Source organism: Microbacterium sp. PI-SA-G (assembly GCF_057215335.1).
The window spans coordinates 3362170-3383945 of record NZ_CM170103.1; the positions used below are offsets into that span (position 1 = coordinate 3362170).

Annotated in this window: 14 protein-coding genes, 1 tRNA gene and 3 rRNA genes; 12 read left to right on the plus strand and 6 right to left on the minus strand. The window is 65.6% G+C overall.

The genetic code is table 11. The features are described from left to right. The first annotated feature begins 198 nt into the window (after positions 1 to 198). Positions 199 to 3882, plus strand: coding sequence for an AAA family ATPase (locus AC2D10_RS16625; RefSeq protein WP_484709226.1), 3684 nt, complete (start codon positions 199 to 201; stop codon positions 3880 to 3882). Next, positions 3875 to 4081, plus strand: coding sequence for a hypothetical protein (locus tag AC2D10_RS16630; RefSeq protein ID WP_484709227.1), 207 nt, complete (start codon positions 3875 to 3877; stop codon positions 4079 to 4081). Before AC2D10_RS16625 ends, AC2D10_RS16630 begins: the two co-directional genes overlap by 8 nt. A gap of 82 nt (positions 4082 to 4163) precedes the next feature. On the opposite strand, the gene mscL is transcribed toward AC2D10_RS16630, so the two are convergent. From mscL to AC2D10_RS16645, 3 genes are read right to left on the minus strand one after another with little or no spacing between them, the layout of a single operon-like run. Next, positions 4164 to 4586 (minus strand): large conductance mechanosensitive channel protein MscL, encoded by a 423-nt coding sequence (gene mscL / locus AC2D10_RS16635; RefSeq protein WP_484709230.1) that lies wholly within the window; start codon positions 4584 to 4586, stop codon positions 4164 to 4166. Positions 4587 to 4611: 25 nt separating this feature from the next. Next, entirely contained in the window at positions 4612 to 4884 is a 273-nt protein-coding gene (locus tag AC2D10_RS16640) for an FmdB family zinc ribbon protein (RefSeq protein WP_484709231.1), read from the minus strand. A 14-nt stretch (positions 4885 to 4898) separates the two neighbouring features. Next, positions 4899 to 5495: a 5-formyltetrahydrofolate cyclo-ligase gene (locus tag AC2D10_RS16645; protein ID WP_484709232.1), complete on the minus strand. Its 597-nt coding sequence runs from the start codon at positions 5493 to 5495 to the stop codon at positions 4899 to 4901. A gap of 40 nt (positions 5496 to 5535) precedes the next feature. On the opposite strand from AC2D10_RS16645, the gene galU reads away from it, so the two are divergent. The 7 genes from galU to rrf all read left to right on the plus strand — a co-directional run bounded on the left by galU (position 5536) and on the right by rrf (position 14163). Next, positions 5536 to 6423 (plus strand): UTP--glucose-1-phosphate uridylyltransferase GalU, encoded by an 888-nt coding sequence (galU, locus tag AC2D10_RS16650; RefSeq protein ID WP_484709233.1) that lies wholly within the window; start codon positions 5536 to 5538, stop codon positions 6421 to 6423. A gap of 27 nt (positions 6424 to 6450) precedes the next feature. After that, positions 6451 to 7080 (plus strand): GNAT family N-acetyltransferase, encoded by a 630-nt coding sequence (locus AC2D10_RS16655; protein ID WP_484709236.1) that lies wholly within the window; start codon positions 6451 to 6453, stop codon positions 7078 to 7080. 90 nt (positions 7081 to 7170) lie between these two features. Then, positions 7171 to 8019 carry a hypothetical protein gene (locus AC2D10_RS16660; protein WP_484709239.1) on the plus strand — a complete coding sequence of 283 codons (849 nt, stop codon included), beginning with the start codon at positions 7171 to 7173 and terminating at the stop codon, positions 8017 to 8019. A gap of 50 nt (positions 8020 to 8069) precedes the next feature. Continuing rightward, positions 8070 to 8142 (plus strand) — tRNA-Ala (locus tag AC2D10_RS16665). A gap of 751 nt (positions 8143 to 8893) precedes the next feature. Continuing rightward, a 16S ribosomal RNA gene (locus tag AC2D10_RS16670) occupies positions 8894 to 10415 on the plus strand. Between the two features lie 419 nt (positions 10416 to 10834). Continuing rightward, positions 10835 to 13938: ribosomal RNA gene (locus tag AC2D10_RS16675) — 23S ribosomal RNA — on the plus strand. Positions 13939 to 14046: 108 nt separating this feature from the next. Then, positions 14047 to 14163: ribosomal RNA gene (rrf, locus tag AC2D10_RS16680) — 5S ribosomal RNA — on the plus strand. Together the 16S, 23S and 5S rRNA genes form the textbook arrangement of a ribosomal RNA operon. Before the next feature lie 82 nt (positions 14164 to 14245). On the opposite strand, the gene AC2D10_RS16685 is transcribed toward rrf, so the two are convergent. Further along, the gene (locus tag AC2D10_RS16685) at positions 14246 to 15028 is read right to left on the minus strand and encodes an IclR family transcriptional regulator (RefSeq protein WP_484709240.1); all 783 of its coding nucleotides are present in this window, start codon (positions 15026 to 15028) and stop codon (positions 14246 to 14248) included. A gap of 57 nt (positions 15029 to 15085) precedes the next feature. Here AC2D10_RS16685 and hutH point away from each other — a divergent pair, with 57 nt between their 5' ends. The 3 genes from hutH to hutI are packed head-to-tail and all read left to right on the plus strand — an operon-like array spanning position 15086 to position 19507. After that, entirely contained in the window at positions 15086 to 16645 is a 1560-nt protein-coding gene (gene hutH, locus AC2D10_RS16690) for a histidine ammonia-lyase (RefSeq protein ID WP_484709243.1), read from the plus strand. Beyond that, a complete protein-coding gene (gene hutU, locus AC2D10_RS16695) occupies positions 16638 to 18344 on the plus strand; it encodes a urocanate hydratase (protein ID WP_484709244.1) in 1707 nt (568 codons plus the stop codon). Before hutH ends, hutU begins: the two co-directional genes overlap by 8 nt. Beyond that, entirely contained in the window at positions 18341 to 19507 is a 1167-nt protein-coding gene (gene hutI, locus AC2D10_RS16700) for an imidazolonepropionase (protein WP_484709245.1), read from the plus strand. Before hutU ends, hutI begins: the two co-directional genes overlap by 4 nt. Before the next feature lie 23 nt (positions 19508 to 19530). Here the strand turns inward: hutI and AC2D10_RS16705 are convergent, their stop codons facing one another. Then, positions 19531 to 20463, minus strand: coding sequence for an agmatinase family protein (locus AC2D10_RS16705; protein WP_484709247.1), 933 nt, complete (start codon positions 20461 to 20463; stop codon positions 19531 to 19533). A gap of 1 nt (position 20464) precedes the next feature. Further along, positions 20465 to 21742: a DUF445 domain-containing protein gene (locus tag AC2D10_RS16710; protein WP_484709248.1), complete on the minus strand. Its 1278-nt coding sequence runs from the start codon at positions 21740 to 21742 to the stop codon at positions 20465 to 20467. Positions 21743 to 21776 lie beyond the last annotated feature (34 nt).

Consider the following 21776-nt stretch of genomic DNA (forward strand, 5'->3'; position numbering starts at 1 on the left):
CTGGGCCGACCTCGCCGCGGCCGAAAGACCGCAACCGGGGACGACGCTGCACGCGACCCACGTCGTGCAGAGTGGGTGATCATGCCCGCGCGAAGGCAGAAATACGGTGAAACCCGCCCGGGATACCCGACGTCGCCCTGTCACGCGCCTAGGGTGTGAATTGTGTGGCGACGGGAAGACAGGTCTGCGGACGACGCGGTGGCGGAAGCCGCAGTGACGCTCGGCGACCTGAACGACTCCTCGACCGGGGTGGCCGTGGCGCACGCGGCTGAGGCCGAGCGCACCCGTCTGCGGGCTGAAGCCGCCGACCTCGGAGGCGCCTCGCCACTGGTGAACTTCCGCGACAGACCCGAATCCGGCATCGACATCTCCAAGGCGCATCCGGGCAGCCTCCCGCAGTTCATCACCGGCCGATCGACCCTGCTGTCCAATCTCTTCCGCGATGAGGTCGGCCTGCGCACTGCGCGCCTGGCAGCCGAACGCATCACCGCGAAGCACACCGAACTGCGTACCGTTCGCGGCATCGATTCCGTGCACCTCACGGTCGGCGTCGCACGCTGGCGCATCGGCGGTGTCGGCTTCGCCGCTCCGGTCCTGCTGCGTCCGCTCGCGATCCGCCGCCACCACTCCGACTTCGAGCTCAAGCTGCAGGGCGCCTTCGAGGTGAACCCCGAACTCGTGCGCATCGCCCGCGAGCACTTCGGCATCACCGTCGACGCCACAGCGCTCGCCGCCCTGGCCTACGACGGGGGCATCTTCAAGCCGCAGCCCGTGATCGACAGCCTCCGTGCGACGACGCGTTCGATCGACACGTTCTCGGTCGAACCCCGTCTCGTCGTCTCGACGTTCGCCGACGTGGGCGGGGCGATGGTGCGCGACAGCCGCAGCCTCGACCATCCCGTGCTCAACGCGCTGGCCGGGCACGTCGGCGATCGCGAGCAGCTGGCCGCGCCCCGTGCGGCCCCGCATCACATCGGCCCTGACGACCGCGCTCCGGCATCCGACAACCTGCTGCTCGACGCCGACGCCGAACAGGAGGCCGTGCTCGCCCGCATCGCCGCCGGACACTCGCTCACGGTTGCCACGCTTCCGGGCACCGGCGGCACGCAGACGGTGATCAACGCGCTGGGTGAACTCATCCGCGCAGGCAAGCGCGTGCTGGTCGTGTCGGCCCGTCGGTCGACGCTCGACGGCGTGCGCCACCGTCTCGCCGGCATCGGGCTCGACAGTCTGGCCATCTCTCCGGCGAGCGTGCGGCGCGATCTCGTGCGCGCGATCGGTCGCAATGAGAAGGCGGTCTCACCGAAGGTCAGTGAGGTCGACGATGCGCTCGTGCGTCTGCGCACCGTGTTGCGCGACTATCGGCAGGCGCTCACCACCCCCGTCGCCGGCACCGATGCGTCCGTGCTCGATGCGACCCGGCATCTGACGCGCCTCGCGTCGCTGCCCACGCCGCCGTCCACCACCGCGCGTCTCGGCGTCGACGCCCTGCGTCGTCTCGCCGGCGACCGCACCTCGGCCGCAGCGGAGCTCGCGCACGCGGCGCGCCTGGGGGAGTTCCGCTTCGGACCGAACGACTCGCCTTGGTACGGCGTCACGTTCTCGAGCACCGAGGCGGCGCGCGCCGCCCATGAACTCGCGGGGCGGCTGCACTCCGACAGCATCCCGACCCTGCTGGAACGGGGCTATGCACTGATCGCGCAGACGCGGATGCGTCCGTTCTCGACGATCGACGAGCTGGGGGAGTACCTGCGCCTGCTGCAGGGCATCCGCGACACGCTCGACCGCTTCAGTCCCACCGTCTTCGAGCGTCCGCTCGGCGAGCTGATCCAGGCGCACGGGTCGCGCCGTGACGCTCCGGGCCTCTCGGGCGCGAACCGGCGCCGGCTGCGTCGTCTGGCGAAGGAATACGTGCGCCCCGGCGTGCACGTGACCGAGATGCACGAGGCGCTGCTGCGCATCCAGGCCCAACGCACACAGTGGCAGCGACACGTCGAGGCCGGCGTCGCCCCCGAGGTCCCGCTCGGACTCGCCGACGTCTCGGCCGCCTGGCAGCGCGTCGACGCGGAGCTCGCTGAGCTCGACGCCGCGCTCGGCCGCCGAGAGCCCCTGGCCACGCTCCCCGTCGCTCGCCTCGTGCGCACCCTCGCGGGGCTCGCGACCAAGTCCGACGTCTTCGACAATCTCGTCGAGCGCGCGCAGCTGCGCGACCGTCTGGCGCTCCTGGGTCTGGAGCCGCTGCTGGCCGAGCTGTCGGTCCGCCACGTGTCGGAGAACCGCGTCGGTGACGAACTCGAGTTCGCCTGGTGGCAGTCGCTGCTCGAACGCGCGCTGCAGGACAACCGGGCGCTGCTCGGCGCCAACACCGCGGTGGTGGATCGGCTGGAGCGCGACTTCCGTCTCGTCGACGAGGCGCACGCCGCGATGGCCGGCCCTCTGCTCGCCTGGCAGCTCGCCAATCAGTGGAAGATCGCCATCGTCGACGAGCCGCAGCAGTCGCAGCATCTCCGCCGTGCGCTGACGCAGCCGTCGTCGACGACGGCCGAGATCGTCAGCGCGGCACCGACTCTGGTCGACGTGCTCGCCCCCGTCTGGATCTCCTCGCCGTACCTGGTCCCCGAGATCCCGGAGTCGGTGGAGTTCGACACGGTTCTGCTGGTCGATGCCGCAGCGGTCAACCTCGCCGAGACCGCGCCCGCGATCCGTCGCGCCCGGCAGATCATCGCGTTCGGCGATCCCGTCACGCAGCGGCCGACGCCCTTCCACATCGCCGTCGATCCGAGCGAAGAGTGGGAGCCCGAGGTGCCATTCGACGACACCTCGGTCTTCGAGCGCCTCTCCGAACTCCTTCCGGTGCTGACCCTCACGCGCAGCTACCGGGCCGGAGGCGAGGACCTCGCCGAACTCATCAACGACGCCTTCTACGGCGGCGAGATCGTGTCGCTGCCGTGGGCGGGTTCGTACCTCGGTCGCGGCAGTCTCACCGTCGACTACGTCGAGGGCGGCACGGGAGCGCCCGATCCCGTCACGGGTGCCGTCGAGAGCCCCGATGCCGAGGTCGCCCGAGTGGTCACCCTCGTCGTCGAGCACGCGGTGCACCGACCCGCGGAGTCGCTGATGGTCGTGACCGCGAGTGCTCGTCATGCCGAGCGCGTCCGCGCGGCTGTGACCACCGCATTCGCGGGTCGCTCCGACGTCGCCGACTTCGTCGGTCGCGACACCGCCGAGCCCTTCGCGGTGCTCACCCTCGAGGAGTCCGTGGCCGAGAGCCGCGATCGGGTCATCTTCTCCCTCGGCTTCGGCCTGACCAAGCACGGCCGCGTCCTCAGCGACTTCGGCGATCTGTCGACGCCCGACGGGGAGCGCCTGCTGACGGTCGGGATGACGCGAGCCCGACGCTCGATGGTGATCGTGTCGTCCATCCGGCCGTCGTCGTTCGATGACGGACGACTGGCGCACGGCGCTGCCACACTGATGTCCATCCTCGGCGGTCTTGCCGCCCGCGGTCGCGACGCCCGCCTGGAGGATCTCGCCGATCCGCTCACGCTCGCCCTCGCCCGGGAGCTACGCCGACTCGGTGCCTCGGTCGACGTCGACTACCGAGGACGCCTGCCGCTTGTCGCCCAGCATCAGGGCAAGGCCGTCGTGATCGAATCCGACCCCGAGACACGTGGCGAGTCCCTGCGCGAGACGCTGCGCCTGCGCCCGCACGTGCTGCGGCGACTCGGCTGGCACTACGTCCGTGTCCACGCGTTCGATCTCTACAGCGACCCTGCATCGGTCGCCCTGCGCATCGCGGGGGTCCTGGGTATCGCCGAGTCCGCACCCCGTGCCGACAACGACACGCAGCCGCTCGACATCGTCGACCCGGGTGATGGCTGATCCGTCCTCGCCCGATCCGGACCGGCAGCGTGTCGAGCGGGTGTCCGGATCGCGGCGCGCGCGACTGACGCCGGCGCCCGGGACCGACCCCCTGCCCGACACTCGATCGGATGACGCTGATGACGTCGTCACCCGCCCGCAGGGGACCAAGGGGCCGAACGACGACCGTCTGATGCAGGACGTCCCTCCGCACTACTGATCCAGCACGGGCGCGATCCCGTGGCGACGAAAGAGGCGCACGACCCGGTGGGTCGTGCGCCTCTTCGACGGTCAGAAGTCGATCAGCTGCGCTGGCTGCGCGCGAGCAGGTCGCGGATCTCGACCAGCAGCTCGGCCTCGGTGGCGGCGGCCGGCTCCTCCAGGGGCTCCTCCGCGGGCGTGCCCTTGCGCGCCTCGACGTGAGCCTTGAAGGTGTTCATCGGAAGGACGAACACGAAGTAGACCACGAGGGCGACGGCGAGGAAGCTGATGATCGCCGAGATGAGATCGCCGAGCGGGAAGGTCACGTCGTTGCCGTAGATGTTCGTGACGGTGGGACCGAACTTGCCGGTCGAGTCCGCCTCGAAGAAGAGCGAGACGAGCGGTGTGATGATGCTCGCGACGACGGTGTTGACGATGGCGGTGAACGCCGAGCCGATGACGACCGCGACGGCCAGATCGATCACGTTTCCGCGAAGGATGAAGTCCTTGAACCCCTTGAGCATGGGTACCCCTCAGTGTTTCGAGACCTCAGGACGAGGTCGGGCTCGACGCGGCCGCCGGTTTGGCGCTCGTCGTCGATTCCGTCTTCGATGATGCCGAAGCATCCTTCGATCCGCCACTCTTGGCGCGCGAGTCGGTGCGATAGAACCCCGAGCCGTTGAAGGTCACACCGATCGACCCGTACTGCTTGCGCAGGGCGCCGCCGCATTCCGGGCACACGCTGAGTGCGTCGTCGGCGAAGCTCTGAACGGCATCGAATCGGTGTCCGCACGCAGTGCAGGCATAGGCATAGGTGGGCATGGCGTCCTTGGGAGTCAGCGTCGCGGGTGCGACAGGATCAGAGTCTGCGACGGGGTGATGACGCCGTTCACCGGCTGGTCGTGCACCTCCCGGGGCAGGGAGTCGAGTATCTCGGAATCATAGATGACCGCGTAGACGGGAGGGCACTTCTCCATGGAACCGATGGTCTTGTCGAAGAAGCCACGCCCCCAGCCCATGCGCATGCCGGTGCGGTCGACGGCGGCCGCCGGCACGATCATGAGGTCGACGTCGTTCACGGCGATGGGGCCGAGTACCTCGCCGGTGGGCTCCGGCAGTCCGAACATCCCCTCGGCGACCTCGGTGTCATCGGTCGCCACCGCCCAGTCGAGCAGGCCGTCCGACCGGGTGATGGGGAGGAGCACACGGATGCCGCGGCGTACCGCCCGGGTGACGAACTCGCGGGTGCCCGGCTCGTTCATCGTCGACAGGAAGCACGAGATGGAGCGGGCCCCCAGGGAGTCGACCAGCGCATCGAGGCGCTCGCCGATCTGCGTGGCCGCCGCCTCGCGCTGTGCGTCGGAGAGAAGGGCGCGTCGCTCGCGCAGGTCGGCGCGGAGTGCGCGCTTCTCGTGCTCGGCGTCATTCGACATGGCTCCGAGTCTACGGGGGCGTCCCCACTAGGCTGGGGGGATGGGTATCCAGAAGATCAAAGCCGTCATTCCTGCCGCGGGACTGGGAACGCGTTTCCTGCCTGCGACGAAGGCGATGCCGAAGGAGATGCTCCCTGTGGTCGACAAGCCGGCCATCCAGTACGTCGTCGAAGAAGCGGCGGATGCGGGCATCGAAGACATCCTCGTCATCATCGGGCGCAACAAGAACGCCATCTCCAACCACTTCGACTCTGTTCCGGAGCTCGAGGTGAAGCTCGCCGAGAAGGGCGATGACGGCCGCCTCGCGAGCGTCATGAAGTCGAGCGACCTCGCCGACATCCACTTCGTCCGCCAGGGCGAGCCCAAGGGTCTCGGCCACGCGGTGCTGCGTGCACGGACCCACGTGGGTGACAGCTCCTTCGCCGTCCTGCTCGGTGACGACCTCATCGACGCACGCGACCCGCTGCTGACCGAGATGATCTCGGAGCACGAACGCACGGGTGCCGCGGTGATCGCCCTCATGGAAGTCGATCCCGCCAACATCCACATGTACGGCGCAGCAGAGATCGACGAGATCGAGGGGTCGAGGTCCGTCCGCGTGAGGGGCCTGGTCGAGAAGCCCGCACGCGAGGATGCCCCCTCCAACCTCGCCATCATCGGCCGCTACGTCCTGCCGGCGTCCGTGTTCGAGATCCTCGAGCGCACCGAGCCCGGCAAGGGCGGCGAGATCCAGCTGACCGATGCGCTGCAGGAGCTCGCGGCCGACCCTGATGGCCCCGGCGTGATCGGAGTCGTGTTCCGCGGCCGCCGTTACGACACGGGCGACCGGGTCGACTACATCAAGGCGATCGTGCAGCTGGCGTCCGACCGTGAGGACCTCGGTCCCGAGTTGCGCCCGTGGCTGAAGGAGTTCGCGGAACGCCTCTAGGCGACTCTGCGAGCGTCGGTGCGCGGCATGGATCTGACGACGGGGATCCGACACGGGGCGGTCGAACTCAGGCTCGTACGCAGCAAGGACGCACGTCAGCTGCAGACCGAGCTGCTGTCGAACCGCTCCTGGCTGCAGCCGTGGGAGGCGACGGTGCCGTACGGCGCGGTCTCGTTCGACATGCGCCTGAGCATCCGTCGGCTGCTCCAGCAGTATCGCGACGGAGCCGGATATCCCTTCGTCATGGAGTACGACGGTGAGATCGCCGGACAGCTGAACGTCTGGGGAGTGGCGCGCGGATCGCTCTGCTCTGCGACGATCGGATACTGGGTCAGCGAACGCTTCGCCGGGCGCGGCATCACGCCGACGGCTGTGGCACTGGCGACGGACGCGTGCTTCACCGAGTACGGGTTGCACCGTATGGAGATCTGCATCCGTCCCGAGAACGCTGCGAGCATCCGTGTGGTGCAGAAGCTCGGGTTCCGGTACGAGGGACTGCGTCGGCGGTACATCCACATCGATGGGGACTGGCGTGACCACTACGCGTTCGCGCTGACCCGCGAGGATGTGCCGCAGGGTGTGCTGGCCCGGTGGCTGAACGGACAGGTTCCGGCCGCGGTGTCCGAAGTGCCGCCGGCAGACCGCATCACCTTCTGACGGGAGCGATCACGGCGATGTTCGACGGACTCGTCGCGACACGCGCCGACTGCCGGGCCGAGTCGCCCTCAGTCCCTTACCGTTAGCGATATGGACGGGCCGGTGCTGAGTGGGGGAGTGATCGTGCTCGTCTCCGTGCTCCTGTGGATGCTGTATCTGCTCCCGTCGTGGCGCGGACGCTTCCAGTACAACGCCGCCGAGCGCAATGCGGTGCGTCTGAATCAGGCCCTGCGTGTGCTCGCGGAGACCAGCGAGACACCGGGCGAGGTGCGCATCGAGCTGAATGCCCGCACCGTGCTCGCCCAGCAGAAGCTGGCCAAGCGTGTGCAGTCCGAGCGGGAGGCCGCCGAGTTGGCCGCCCTCCGGCAGGAGCTCGCCGCGGCGAGTGCTGATCCTGTGTTGCGCCAGGTGCGGGCACGTCGACGTGTGCGGATCACCGCGACGTCCGTGCTGCTGCTGGGAATGACGGGGGTGGGCCTGGGCGTCTGGCAGCTCATCGGCACCGGAGCCTCTGCGCTGTTGTGGGTCGGCGGAGCGCTCATGGTGGTCGCCGGGTTCGCGCTTCAGCGGATGGCGATGGTGGCCGCTCGTTCGGCTCGTCGTTCTGCTCCGGTCGCAGCCCCCGCGCAGGAGCGCGTCGCCCCACCGCTGCACGATCAGGGCAAAGCGACCTGGACGCCGCGTGCGTTGCCCGAGCCGCTGGTGGCTGTCGCCGGCTCGAGGGCGCAGACCGCACGTGCCGAGATGGATGCGCAGGAGGAGCGCCGAAAGGCCGCCCGCGTCGCCGCCCTGCGCGAGCGCGCGGAGGAGATGGCGCCAGCCGCGCCGGTCGCCTTGCCCGCCGCTTCGTCATCCCCGTACGCACGCATGGGATTCGTGGATGACGCGGAGATCGAGGCCCACGTGCGCGACCTGCTCACGCGTCGAGCCGCAGGGTGATCGTCTGACGTCGACCGCTCCGACAGCGTGATAACGTAGATCACGTTCCAGGGCCTATGGCGCAGTTGGTAGCGCGCCTCGTTCGCATCGAGGAGGTCAGGGGTTCGAATCCCCTTAGGTCCACAGAACAAGAAAGCCCCCGGCAGTCGCCGGGGGCTTTCTTCGTACCCGGTCGTTGTTCCGAAGCGGCGGCCGGATGGCCAGCACCTCTGCGCATGTGGGCGACAGCGCTGCGCGAGTGGGCGACACCGCTGCGAGTGGGCGACATGGAGCGGTGGCCGTCGGGGAGTGTCGCGCCGGCCAGGAAAGCGGGAGAGCGCAGCTGCCGCGGGATTCCGCGGAATCCCGCGGCGACACGCCCGGCGGTCGGCCTTGATTTGCCGGATCCCTGGGATCCGCGTAACTTATTACTTGTTCGCCCCACAGGGAAGCGGAGAGGCCGAGAGCTTCACCCCCCTCAAGTGGAGAACCGCCTTCCATCTTTCACATGCTTCTTGAGTGTGTGGGCCTTCGGGTCTAGGATGGGAGTTTCCACCTCTTCTTCGGTTGTTGTTGGTGCGCTTGTGGGTCTGTGATTCGCGGGTTGTGCTGATTTGACTTTCCGGTTGTGGTGGGTAAGATTGAGAAGTTGCCCTGCGGGCCTGGTTGTGATGGCCGGGTCGTGGGAGCATCCGATCCTTGAGAACTCAACAGCGTGCACTTGTCAAATGCCAAATTATCCTCGTCTAGCTTCGGCTGGGTGAGAATTCCTTTGGATCAAAGACCAACCTCCTTGTGGGGTTGGCATTCGGATGAAGTCAGCAATGAATTTGTCTCTTTGGTCAGCATCAAACTCGCTGCGTCACCGTTTTCCCGGTGTCGTATGCATTTCTTTTTTACGGAGAGTTTGATCCTGGCTCAGGATGAACGCTGGCGGCGTGCTTAACACATGCAAGTCGAACGGTGAAGCCCAGCTTGCTGGGTGGATCAGTGGCGAACGGGTGAGTAACACGTGAGCAACCTGCCCCTGACTCTGGGATAAGCGCTGGAAACGGCGTCTAATACTGGATATGTGACGTGACCGCATGGTCTGCGTCTGGAAAGAATTTCGGTTGGGGATGGGCTCGCGGCCTATCAGCTTGTTGGTGAGGTAATGGCTCACCAAGGCGTCGACGGGTAGCCGGCCTGAGAGGGTGACCGGCCACACTGGGACTGAGACACGGCCCAGACTCCTACGGGAGGCAGCAGTGGGGAATATTGCACAATGGGCGCAAGCCTGATGCAGCAACGCCGCGTGAGGGATGACGGCCTTCGGGTTGTAAACCTCTTTTAGCAGGGAAGAAGCGAAAGTGACGGTACCTGCAGAAAAAGCGCCGGCTAACTACGTGCCAGCAGCCGCGGTAATACGTAGGGCGCAAGCGTTATCCGGAATTATTGGGCGTAAAGAGCTCGTAGGCGGTTTGTCGCGTCTGCTGTGAAATCCCGAGGCTCAACCTCGGGCCTGCAGTGGGTACGGGCAGACTAGAGTGCGGTAGGGGAGATTGGAATTCCTGGTGTAGCGGTGGAATGCGCAGATATCAGGAGGAACACCGATGGCGAAGGCAGATCTCTGGGCCGTAACTGACGCTGAGGAGCGAAAGGGTGGGGAGCAAACAGGCTTAGATACCCTGGTAGTCCACCCCGTAAACGTTGGGAACTAGTTGTGGGGTCCATTCCACGGATTCCGTGACGCAGCTAACGCATTAAGTTCCCCGCCTGGGGAGTACGGCCGCAAGGCTAAAACTCAAAGGAATTGACGGGGACCCGCACAAGCGGCGGAGCATGCGGATTAATTCGATGCAACGCGAAGAACCTTACCAAGGCTTGACATATACGAGAACGGGCCAGAAATGGTCAACTCTTTGGACACTCGTAAACAGGTGGTGCATGGTTGTCGTCAGCTCGTGTCGTGAGATGTTGGGTTAAGTCCCGCAACGAGCGCAACCCTCGTTCTATGTTGCCAGCACGTAATGGTGGGAACTCATGGGATACTGCCGGGGTCAACTCGGAGGAAGGTGGGGATGACGTCAAATCATCATGCCCCTTATGTCTTGGGCTTCACGCATGCTACAATGGCCGGTACAAAGGGCTGCAATACCGTGAGGTGGAGCGAATCCCAAAAAGCCGGTCCCAGTTCGGATTGAGGTCTGCAACTCGACCTCATGAAGTCGGAGTCGCTAGTAATCGCAGATCAGCAACGCTGCGGTGAATACGTTCCCGGGTCTTGTACACACCGCCCGTCAAGTCATGAAAGTCGGTAACACCTGAAGCCGGTGGCCTAACCTTTTTGGAGGGAGCCGTCGAAGGTGGGATTGGTAATTAGGACTAAGTCGTAACAAGGTAGCCGTACCGGAAGGTGCGGCTGGATCACCTCCTTTCTAAGGAGCATCTGACTCTTCGGAGTCCAGAACCCCGATCAGAGCGTTCGTCTCTGCGGGGAGCTCATGGGTGGAACATTTGACATGGCATCAGGATCTGATTCTTGAACTAGTACACAGCTTGCTGTTGGAACGTTTGGGTGTCGGGGGTGGGTGTCTGCACGCTGTTGGGTCCTGAGGGACCGGATGTGCTCTGGCCTTTGGGTTGGGAGCCAGTCGGTTACTCTGGACCTCTTTCTGTTTGTCCGTTTGGGCAGGTGGATGGGGGTACCGCCCGTACTTTGAGAACTACACAGTGGACGCGAGCATCTTGCAACTGATCTTCGGATTGGTTGCACAAGATGATCTTAAAGATCATTAGTCAATTTCATGCCAAGCCTTTCGGGGTTTGGTGTCGATTCTGATTCAAACTCATGTGATTTCAAGTCTTTAAGAGCAAACGGTGGATGCCTTGGCATCTGGAGCCGAAGAAGGACGTAGCAATCTGCGATAAGCCTCGGGGAACTGATAAGCAAGTTTTGATCCGAGGGTGTCCGAATGGGGAAACCCCGCTGGGCGGCGTGCCGACCTAGTGACTCCCGCCTGAATATATAGGGCGGGTAGAGGGAACGTGGGGAAGTGAAACATCTCAGTACCCACAGGAAGAGAAAGCAACCGCGATTCCGTTAGTAGTGGCGAGCGAAACCGGAACAGGCTAAACCTAGCGTGTGTGATAGCCGGCAGGTGTTGCACGTTGGGGGTTGTGGGACTTTTCAGTCATCTCTGCCGAGGTGGCGGCGTTACAAGAAGGTATAGACGAACGGTCTTGAAAGGCCGGTCATAGAGGGTGCCAACCCCGTAGTCGAAATGCCTCTCTTGGCGCGAAGAGTATCCCAAGTAGCACGGGGCCCGTGAAATCCCGTGTGAATCTGTCAGGACCACCTGATAAGCCTAAATACTCCCAGATGACCGATAGCGGACAAGTACCGTGAGGGAAAGGTGAAAAGTACCCCGGGAGGGGAGTGAAATAGTACCTGAAACCGTTTGCTTACAAACCGTTGGAGCCTCCTTAGTAGGGGTGACAGCGTGCCTTTTGAAGAATGAGCCTGCGAGTTAGCGATATGTGGCGAGGTTAACCCGTGTGGGGTAGCCGTAGCGAAAGCGAGTCTGAATAGGGCGATTCAGTCGCATGTCCTAGACCCGAAGCGAAGTGATCTATCCATGGCCAGGTTGAAGCGACGGTAAGACGTCGTGGAGGACCGAACCCACTTAGGTTGAAAACTGAGGGGATGAGCTGTGGATAGGGGTGAAAGGCCAATCAAACTTCGTGATAGCTGGTTCTCTCCGAAATGCATTTAGGTGCAGCGTTGCGTGTTTCTTGCCGGAGGTAGAGCTACTGGATGGCCGATGGGCCCTACAAGGTTACTGACGTCAGCCAAACTCCGAATGCCGGTAAGTGAGAGCGCAGCAGTGAGACTGTGGGGGATAAGCTTCATAGTCGAGAGGGAAACAACCCAGACCACCAACTAAGGTCCCAAAGCGCGTGCTAAGTGGGAAAGGATGTGGAGTTGCTTTGACAACCAGGAGGTTGGCTTAGAAGCAGCCACCCTTGAAAGAGTGCGTAATAGCTCACTGGTCAAGTGATTCCGCGCCGACAATGTAACGGGGCTCAAGCACGCCACCGAAGTTGTGGCATTGATATTTTTGGTAGGCCTTCGTGGTCCAGCCGTATTGATGGGTAGGAGAGCGTCGTGTGGCCAGCGAAGCGGCGGTGTAAACCAGCCGTGGAGGCTACACGAGTGAGAATGCAGGCATGAGTAGCGAATGACGTGTGAGAAACACGTCCTCCGAAAGACCAAGGGTTCCAGGGTCAAGCTAATCTTCCCTGGGTAAGTCGGGACCTAAGGCGAGGCCGACAGGCGTAGTCGATGGACAACGGGTTGATATTCCCGTACCGGCGAAGAACCGCCCAAGCTAATCCAGTAGTGCTAAGTGTCTGAATCCCAGTGACTGATCCCTTCGGGGTGACGCTCTGGGCCTAGCGCACGACCCCGTTCTGGTGCGGTTAGCGTATTAACAGGTGTGACGCAGGAAGGTAGCCCAGCCGGGCGATGGTTGTCCCGGTGCAAGTGCGTAGGCCGAGTCGTAGGCAAATCCGCGACTCATACAGGCTGAGACACGATGCGGATAATAAGTGGGTGATCCTATGCTGCCAAGAAAAGCATCGACGCGAGGTTCAAGCCGCCCGTACCCCAAACCGACTCAGGTGGTCAGGTAGAGAATACCAAGGAGATCGAGAGAATCGTGGTTAAGGAACTCGGCAAAATGCCCCCGTAACTTCGGGAGAAGGGGGGCCTTCGGCGTATAGGGACTTGCTCCCAAAAGCGTTTGGAGGCCGCAGAGACTAGTGGGTAGCGACTGTTTACTAAAAACACAGGTCCGTGCCAAGTCGCAAGACGATGTATACGGACTGACGCCTGCCCGGTGCTGGAAGGTTAAGAGGACCGGTTAGCCGCAAGGCGAAGCTGAGAATTTAAGCCCCAGTAAACGGCGGTGGTAACTATAACCATCCTAAGGTAGCGAAATTCCTTGTCGGGTAAGTTCCGACCTGCACGAATGGCGTAACGACTTCCCAACTGTCTCAACCGCGAACTCGGCGAAATTGCATTACGAGTAAAGATGCTCGTTACGCGCAGCAGGACGGAAAGACCCCGTGACCTTTACTATAGCTTTGTATTGGTGTTCGGTGTGGCTTGTGTAGGATAGGTGGGAGACTTTGAAGCATGGACGCCAGTTCGTGTGGAGTCATTGTTGAAATACCACTCTGGTCACTCTGGATATCTAACTTCGAACCGTAATCCGGTTCAGGGACAGTGCATGGTGGGTAGTTTAACTGGGGCGGTTGCCTCCCAAAAAGTAACGGAGGCGCCCAAAGGTTCCCTCAACCTGGTTGGTAATCAGGTGTCGAGTGTAAGTGCACAAGGGAGCTTGACTGTGAGACTGACAGGTCGAGCAGGGACGAAAGTCGGGACTAGTGATCCGGCAGTGGCTTGTGGAAGCGCTGTCGCTCAACGGATAAAAGGTACCTCGGGGATAACAGGCTGATCTTGCCCAAGAGTCCATATCGACGGCATGGTTTGGCACCTCGATGTCGGCTCGTCGCATCCTGGGGCTGGAGTAGGTCCCAAGGGTTGGGCTGTTCGCCCATTAAAGCGGTACGCGAGCTGGGTTTAGAACGTCGTGAGACAGTTCGGTCCCTATCCGCTGCGCGCGTAGGAAATTTGAGAGGATCTGACCCTAGTACGAGAGGACCGGGTTGGACGAACCTCTGGTGTGTCAGTTGTTCCGCCAGGAGCACCGCTGATTAGCTACGTTCGGGATGGATAACCGCTGAAAGCATCTAAGCGGGAAGCCGGCCTCAAGATGAGATTTCCATACCTTCGGGTGAGAGGCTCCCAGCCAGACTACTGGGTTGATAGGCCAGATGTGTAAGTGCAGTAATGCATGCAGCTGACTGGTACTAATAAGCCGATGACTTGATAACACACCGTTTGTTGGTGCTACGCGTCCACTGAGTGGTTCTCGATGTACGGTCGAGAACCGCATAACAACATTGACTTTGTTATGTGTTTGATTGAAACATCAATAGTGTTTCGGCGGCCATAGCGTGAGGGAAACGCCCGGTTACATTCCGAACCCGGAAGCTAAGCCTCACAGCGCCGATGGTACTGCAGGGGGGACCCTGTGGGAGAGTAGGACACCGCCGGACTCCTTTTAAACAAAAGAGCCACCCAATGCTGGGTGGCTCTTTTGCGTTAACGCCTGCGCGCTCACGAGGCGCTGGAGCGCGATCATCGACGAAGCCGCGACTCAAGCGTGGCCGCGGTATCGCGCACTGCCTCAGCCAGCTGGGCTTCGTCGAGCTGGTCTCCGGCCCAGGTCACCGCGACCGCGGCGATCGGCCAGCCGGCATGATCACGCACGACAGCTCCGACGGAGCGCAATCCTTCCGCGATCTCGCTGTCTTCGGTGGCATAGCCCCGAGCACGCACCTCTCGCAGGAGCTCGCGCAGTTCGCTCAGGCGCTGCGGCCCGCGGCCTGTGCGCTCGGGGAATGCCGAGGCGCTGGGAAACAGCGCGCGCACCTGCTCCCGCGGCAGGGAAGCCAGCATCGCTCGACCACTCGCCGTCAGAGGGGCGGGAAGTCGAACTCCGACATCAGTCACCAGAGCCGGCCGACGCGGTGCGCGTTCCTCGACGATGTACAGCACGTCTCCGCCACTCATGACCGCAAGGTGAGCGCTCTCACCGAGGCGATCGGAGAGCGCGGCAACAAGCGGGCGGCCGAGGCGTGCCAGCGGCTGCTGCCGCGCGTACCCGCCGGACAGCTCAAACGCCGATGTGCCGAGGCCCCATCGGCGGTCGTCGCGAAAGTGCAGGACGTATCCGTGCCCGGCGAGCGTCGTGAGCAGGTGGTAGACGGTGGAGCGCGGGAGACCGAGCTCCCGGGCGATGGCTGAGGCGGCGACCGGGGCGGGTCGTCGCGCCAGGTGACTCAGGATCCTCAAAGTGTTCTCAGCCGCCGGCACCTGAGAGGCAGAGCGGTCGGCGGTCTCGGATGTGTCTGGGATCACAGACACAGGATGCCACATCGGCCTCGGCTGTGGGCTGTTCGGGTGTGGAATCGGAGCATGAGTCTTTCCGCAGCTGTTCTCGTCGGCGCACAGCCGTTGCTTCCTGCCGACGTCGTCGCCGTGGTTCGTCACGGCGCCCCGGTCGTGATCGAACCGTCCGCGCTCGAGCGGGTGACGCAGACGCGCGCGGTGATCGACGAGCTGGCGGCGGGTCCGCATCCGCACTACGGCGTCTCGACCGGCTTCGGTGCGCTGGCGACGACGTTCATCGCTCCGGATCGGCGTCTGCAGCTGCAGGCGAGCCTGATTCGTTCGCACGCGGCGGGTACCGGTGCCGAAGTCGAGACGGAAGTCACGCGCGGGCTGCAGCTGCTGCGGCTGCAGACGCTCGCCTCCGGCCGGACGGGCGTGCGTCCTGTTGTGGTGGAGACCTACGCGGCGATGCTCAACGCGGGGATCGTGCCAATCGTCCGCGAGTACGGCTCTCTCGGCTGCTCCGGCGACCTCGCTCCGCTCGCGCATATCGCACTCGCGGCCATGGGCGAAGGCGAGGTGCGCGTCATGCATGCGCCCGGTGTGGTCGGCGCCGACACGATGCCCGCCGCCGCGGCTCTCGCCGCAGCCGGCATCGCTCCGCTCACGCTGGTCGAGAAGGAGGGGCTCGCCCTGATCAACGGCACCGACGGGATGCTGGGGATGCTGCTGCTCGCTCTTCACGATCTCGAGATGCTGCTCCTGGCGGCCGACGTCGCCGCGGCGATGTCGATCGAGTCGCAGTTCGGAACCGATGCGGTCTTCGCGGCAGACCTGATGGCACTGCGGCCGCAGACCGGTCAGTGGGAGTCCGCGGCCAACCTGCGCGCGTTCCTCTCCGACTCGCCGTTGGTCGCCAGCCACAAGGGTCCGGAGGACGGCCGTGTGCAGGACGCCTACTCGCTGCGGTGCTCGCCGCAGGTGCATGGGGCGGCGCGCGACACGATGGCGCACGCGGCGATGATCGCTGAACGGGAACTGGCGAGCGTGATCGACAACCCCGTCATCACGGTGGACGGCCGCATCGAATCCAACGGCAACTTCCACGGCGCCCCGATCGCGGCAGTGCTCGACTTCTTGGCGATCTCGGTGGCCGACGTGGCATCCATCTCGGAACGCCGGACGGATCGTGCGCTGGATCCCGCGCGCAATCGGGGACTGCCGCCGTTCCTCGCGGACGAGGTGGGTGTGGACTCCGGTCTCATGATCGCGCAGTACGCCGCCGCGGGCATCGTGTCAGAGCTCAAGCGCCTCGCGGTGCCGGCATCCGTCGACTCGATCCCGTCGTCCGCGATGCAGGAGGACCACGTGTCGATGGGGTGGTCCGCCGCACGCAAGCTGCGCCGCGCCGTCGACGGACTCGGCCGCGTCCTCGCCATTGAGATCCTGACCGGTGCCCGGGCGCTCGATCTGCGCGCGCCCGTCGCGGCCGGGCCCGCCACAGGAGCGGTGCGGGATCTGGTCCGCACCGTGGCTGCGGGCCCCGGCCCCGATCGGTACCTCTCGCCCGAGATCGAAGCCGTCACCGCACTCGTCCAGTCGGGCGACGTCGCCCGCGTCGCAAAGGAGCACACGCATGTCTGACCGCACCGAATCGATTCCCGAAGTCGGGTCCGCGGGTGTCGGGCCCGCCGGCGCCGATCGGCGCAGCATCCGCGCCGCCCGCGGCAACGTCCGCACCGCCAAGAGCTGGGGAGCGGAGGCCGCCAAGCGCATGCTGATGAACAACCTCGACGCCGAGGTCGCCGAGCATCCCGAGGATCTCGTGGTCTACGGCGGAACGGGCAAGGCGGCGCGGAATTGGGAGGCGTACGACGCGATCGTGCGCACGCTCGACGAACTCGAGCCCGACGAGACGCTGCTCGTGCAGTCTGGCAAGCCCGTCGGCGTGTTCCGCACCCACGACTGGGCACCGCGGGTGCTCATCGCGAACTCGAACCTCGTGGGGGATTGGGCGACGTGGCCCGAGTTCCGCAAGCTCGAGGAGCTGGGCCTGACGATGTACGGCCAGATGACCGCCGGCTCCTGGATCTACATCGGCACGCAGGGCATTCTGCAGGGGACATACGAGACGTTCGCGGCGGTCGCCCGCTCGTTGGGTCGGGACTCGCTGCGCGGCACCCTCACCCTCACCGGCGGCGCCGGCGGTATGGGAGGGGCTCAGCCGCTTGCGGTGACCCTGAACGACGGCGTCGTGCTGATCGTCGACGTCGACGAGTCGCGGCTCGCCCGCCGCGTCGAGCACGGGTACCTCGACGAGTACACCACCGATCTCGACGCGGCCGTCGAGCGCGTGCTCGCGGCGAAGGATGCGGGCGAAGCGCTCTCGATGGGCGTGGTCGGAAACGCCGCCGAAGTCTTCCCCGAGCTGCAGCGTCGCGGCACGCCGATCGACATCGTGACCGATCAGACCAGCGCGCACGATCCGCTCGCCTACCTGCCCGTCGGCATGTCGGTGGCGGACTGGAAGGCCGAGGCGCAGCGCGATCCGGAGGAGTTCACGCTCCGCTCCCGTGCCTCGATGGCCACGCACGTGGCGGCGATGGTGGCGTTCCAGGATGCCGGCGCCGCAGTCTTCGACTACGGAAACTCCATTCGCCGGGAGGCGGAGCTGGGCGGATTTGACCGGGCGTTCGCGTTCCCCGGATTCGTGCCGGCGTATATCCGTCCGCAGTTCGAGGAGGGGCGCGGCCCGTTCCGCTGGGCCGCGCTCTCGGGCGATCCGGAGGATATCTACAAGACGGACCGCGCGATCACGGAGCTCTTCCCGGAGGACGCCGCTCTGCACCGCTGGCTGAAGAAGGCTGGCGAAAAGGTTCACTTCGAGGGTCTGCCCGCGCGCATCTGCTGGCTCGGCTACCAGGAGCGCCATCTCGCGGGGCTGAAGTTCAACGAGATGGTCGCGTCGGGTGAGCTCGCCGCTCCGATCGTGATCGGTCGGGATCACCTCGATGCGGGTTCCGTCGCCTCGCCGTACCGCGAGACCGAGGCGATGAAGGACGGATCCGACGCGATCGCCGACTGGCCGCTGCTGAACGCGCTGCTGAACACCGCATCGGGCGCCTCGTGGGTGTCGCTGCATCACGGCGGGGGCGTCGGCATCGGGCGCTCCATCCACGCCGGTCAGGTCACGGTCGCCGATGGCACCGAGCTCGCGGCGCAGAAGCTCGAGCGGGTGCTGACGAACGACCCCGGCACGGGCGTGATGCGTCACGTCGACGCCGGCTACGAGCACGCCCGCGACATCGCGCGCGAGCGTGGACTGAAAGTGCCGATGCTGTGAGCACGACACTGATCACCCGTATCGGAGAGTTGACCACGAACGCGGAGGCCGAGGGTGACGCCTTCGGAACGCAGCACGATGCGGCGGTGCTGATCGACGGAGACCGCATCGCCTGGGTCGGTGCCACGGCGGACGCGCCGACTGCCGATCAGACCGTGGACGCTGCCGGTCGCGCGGTGATCCCCGGTTTCGTCGACAGTCACAGCCACCTGATCTTCGCCGGAGACCGGGCGTCGGAGTTCGAGGCGCGGATGGCAGGGCAGAAGTATGCCGCCGGCGGCATCCGCTCTACGGTAGCGGCAACGCGGGCGGCGAGCGATGACGACCTGCGTGCTCGACTGCGCGGGTTCATCGACGAACTGCAGGCGCAGGGCACGACGACCGTCGAGATCAAGAGCGGGTATGGGCTGAGCGTGCAGGACGAGGAACGTCTTGTGCGCCTGGCGGCCGAGGTCACCGACGAGGTCACGTTCCTAGGGGCGCACGTCGTTCCCGCCGAGTACGCCGACCGGCCCGACGAGTACGTCGATCTGGTGGTCGGGCCGATGCTCGACGCCTGCGCGCCGCACGCACGATGGATCGACGTCTTCTGCGAGACGGGCGCGTTCACGGCAGCGCAGTCACGACGGGTGCTCGAGGCCGGGATCGCCCGCGGTCTGCGGCCGCGTGTGCACGCGAGCCAGCTCGGCCCGGGGGAGGGCGTGCGTCTGGCCGTGGACCTCGGCGCGGCATCCATCGATCACGGAACCTACCTGACCGAGGACGACATCACCGCGCTCGCCGGGTCGGAGACCGTGCTCACGCTGCTGCCGGGGGTGGAGTTCTCGACGCGTCAGCCCTATCCCGACGCCCGCGCCCTGATCGACGCGGGCGTGACGGTCGCGCTGGCCTGCGACACCAATCCGGGGTCGAGCTTCACCTCGTCGATGTCGTTCTGCATCGCACTGGCCGTGCGCGAGATGGGGATGACGCCGGCCGAAGCGGTGTGGGCGGCGACCGCAGGTGGCGCGCATGCTCTGCGGCGTGACGACATCGGCGTGGTCGCGCCGGGCGCCCGCGCCGATCTCGTGCTGCTCGACGCACCGACCCGCATCCATCTGGCCTACCGACCGGGCGTGCCGCTCGTGCGGCAGGTCTGGAAGGACGGGGTCGCGCTGCGCTGAGTCCGCCCTCCGGAGGGGCGCGTTCAGTCGCGCGCGGCGAGTCCGGTCAGCAGCTCCAGCACGCACAGCGCCGCGAGGCGCACGGTGCGGGCGTCGTCGGTGTCGGCCGTCGCGTCGACCTCGGCGATGTCGGCGCTGACCACGCGCTGATCCGTGGCCACGGCACGGGCGAGCGCGCGCAGCTCCCACGCCTGGAGGCCGCCGGGAACGCTCGCCGGGCAGCCGGGAGCGACGGCGCGATCGCAGACGTCCACGTCGATGTCGAGGTGGACACGTGCGCCGGAGCCCGATCCCGCGATCTCCAGTGCCTCGGAGACCACGTCGGGGATACCGCGTCGGCGCACCTCGTCGAGTGTGATGACCCGGATGCCCCAGTCGGCGGCGCGCTGCGCGTAGAACGCGGAGTTGGCGAAGTCGGCGATGCCGATCTGCACGATCCGCTGCGGGTCGATCGGGGTCGTGGGCACCGCCGATGCCCCGGGCGCATCCTGCACGAGCCGACGCACCGGCGTGCCGTTCGAGATGCCGTCGCGCAGATCGAAGTGCGCGTCGAAGGTGATGAGCCCCGTGGCCTGCGCGCCGAGCGCGACCGGATAGGTCAGCGAGTTGTCGCCGCCCAGCGCGACGACCAGCCGCGCAGCAGCGGTCAGCTCACGCACCCGGGCGATCGCGGTCGCCTCACCCGCATCGCCGTCGGGCTCGTCGACGTCACCGGCGTCGACGATGCGCAGCACATCGTTCAGGTCGCGGATCGGCGGGCCCATCAGTGCGGTCCCGTAGCGCGGGAGCGCCGTGCGGATCGCGGCGGGGGTGGCATGCGCCCCGGTGGGCGAGAGCGAGGTGCGCCACGTCGGCACGCCGAGCAGGACGGCATCGGCGGCGCCGTCGAACGCGGGCCAGCCGCCGGCCCGGGGCCAGAGCGGGTCGTGGCTCAGCGGGGGCGAGGACGATGCCATGTCAGACTCCGGGGATCAGCGCGTGGGCGAGGGTGAAGATCGCGAGACCGGCGAGGGCGCCGACGAACGTGCCGTTGAGGCGGATGTACTGCAGGTCGCGCCCGACCATGAGCTCGATCTTCTCGGTCGTCTCGACCGGATCCCACCGTTCGACCGTGTCGGTGATGATCGATGCGATGTCGTGCCGGTAGCGGTCGACGAGGAACACCGCGGCATCCGACACCCAGGTGTCGACACGGTGCTGCAGCGCGGCATCCGTCGTGAGGCGTTCGCCGACCTCCTGCAGTGCCTGCACGGCTCGGCGACGCAAACCGCTCTCGGGGTCGGCGAGGGCGACGAGAAGACCGTTCTTCGCCGTCTCCCACGCCTCGGCTGCCAGCGCACCCACTCGCGGGCTGTCGAACAGCGAGGCCTTCGCGTTCTCGAGCTTCGCGCGGGTGTCGGGGTCGTTCTGCAGATTGTCGGCCAGGCGCGAGAGGTAGCCGTCGACGGCGATGCGGGCGGGATGCTTCGGGTCGGCCTTCACGGCCTCGATGAACTTGATCGCCTCGTTGTACACCGTGTCGTCGACGAAGCGGTGAGCGAGCCGAGGAACCCAGGATGGCAGGCGCCGCGACACGAGCCCCGAGAATGAGTCCGCGTTCGCCTCGAGCCAGTGCCCGATGCTGTCGACGGCGAGATCCACCGCCCCCTGATGCGCGTCGGCCTCGACGATCTTCTCCAGCCAGGTGCCCGCGGGCGGACCCCACTCCGGCGACACCAGGTGCTCGCGGGCGAGGTCGCTGATGAGATCGCGCACGTCGTCGTCGCTGAGGGCATTGAGCACGGCCGTGGCGATCGTCGCGCCCTCGGCACCCACGCGCTCGGCGTGTGCGGTCTCGCGCAGCCACTGACCCGCGCGCTCGGCGATCTTCGTGCTCGCGAGCTTGGTGCGCACCACGTCGGCGGCGAGGAAGTTCGTCTCGACGAACTCACCCAGCGTGCGGCCGATCTCGTCCTTGCGGCTCGGAATGATCGCGGTGTGCGGAATCGGGAGACCGAGCGGCCGGCGGAACAGCGCGGTGACGGCGAACCAGTCCGCGAGGGCACCGACCATTCCGCCCTCGGCCGCGGCGCGGATGTAGCTCAGCCACGGCAGACGCTCCTGCAGCATGAAGGCGATGACGAAGGCGACGGCCATGAAGAGCAGAGCGCCGAGTGCGACGGCCTTCATCCGGCGCAGGGCGCGCAGTCGTTCCTGATCGGCGGGAGACAGCAGAGCCATGGGTGTGCGCGGCATGACGCCATCCTCGCACGGGGGCTGTGGTGGCGGC

What these genes read in the sequence shown, in the direction of transcription:
- AC2D10_RS16630 (WP_484709227.1), top strand. Translation starts at nt 3,875, where the DNA reads ATGGCTGATCCGTCCTCGCCCGATCCGGACCGGCAGCGTGTCGAGCGG.
- mscL (WP_484709230.1), bottom strand. Translation starts at nt 4,586, where the DNA reads ATGCTCAAGGGGTTCAAGGACTTCATCCTTCGCGGAAACGTGATCGAT.
- AC2D10_RS16640 (WP_484709231.1), bottom strand. Translation starts at nt 4,884, where the DNA reads ATGCCCACCTATGCCTATGCCTGCACTGCGTGCGGACACCGATTCGAT.
- AC2D10_RS16645 (WP_484709232.1), bottom strand. Translation starts at nt 5,495, where the DNA reads ATGTCGAATGACGCCGAGCACGAGAAGCGCGCACTCCGCGCCGACCTG.
- galU (WP_484709233.1), top strand. Translation starts at nt 5,536, where the DNA reads ATGGGTATCCAGAAGATCAAAGCCGTCATTCCTGCCGCGGGACTGGGA.
- AC2D10_RS16655 (WP_484709236.1), top strand. Translation starts at nt 6,451, where the DNA reads ATGGATCTGACGACGGGGATCCGACACGGGGCGGTCGAACTCAGGCTC.
- AC2D10_RS16660 (WP_484709239.1), top strand. Translation starts at nt 7,171, where the DNA reads ATGGACGGGCCGGTGCTGAGTGGGGGAGTGATCGTGCTCGTCTCCGTG.
- hutH (WP_484709243.1), top strand. Translation starts at nt 15,086, where the DNA reads ATGAGTCTTTCCGCAGCTGTTCTCGTCGGCGCACAGCCGTTGCTTCCT.
- hutU (WP_484709244.1), top strand. Translation starts at nt 16,638, where the DNA reads ATGTCTGACCGCACCGAATCGATTCCCGAAGTCGGGTCCGCGGGTGTC.
- AC2D10_RS16705 (WP_484709247.1), bottom strand. Translation starts at nt 20,463, where the DNA reads ATGGCATCGTCCTCGCCCCCGCTGAGCCACGACCCGCTCTGGCCCCGG.
- AC2D10_RS16710 (WP_484709248.1), bottom strand. Translation starts at nt 21,742, where the DNA reads ATGCCGCGCACACCCATGGCTCTGCTGTCTCCCGCCGATCAGGAACGA.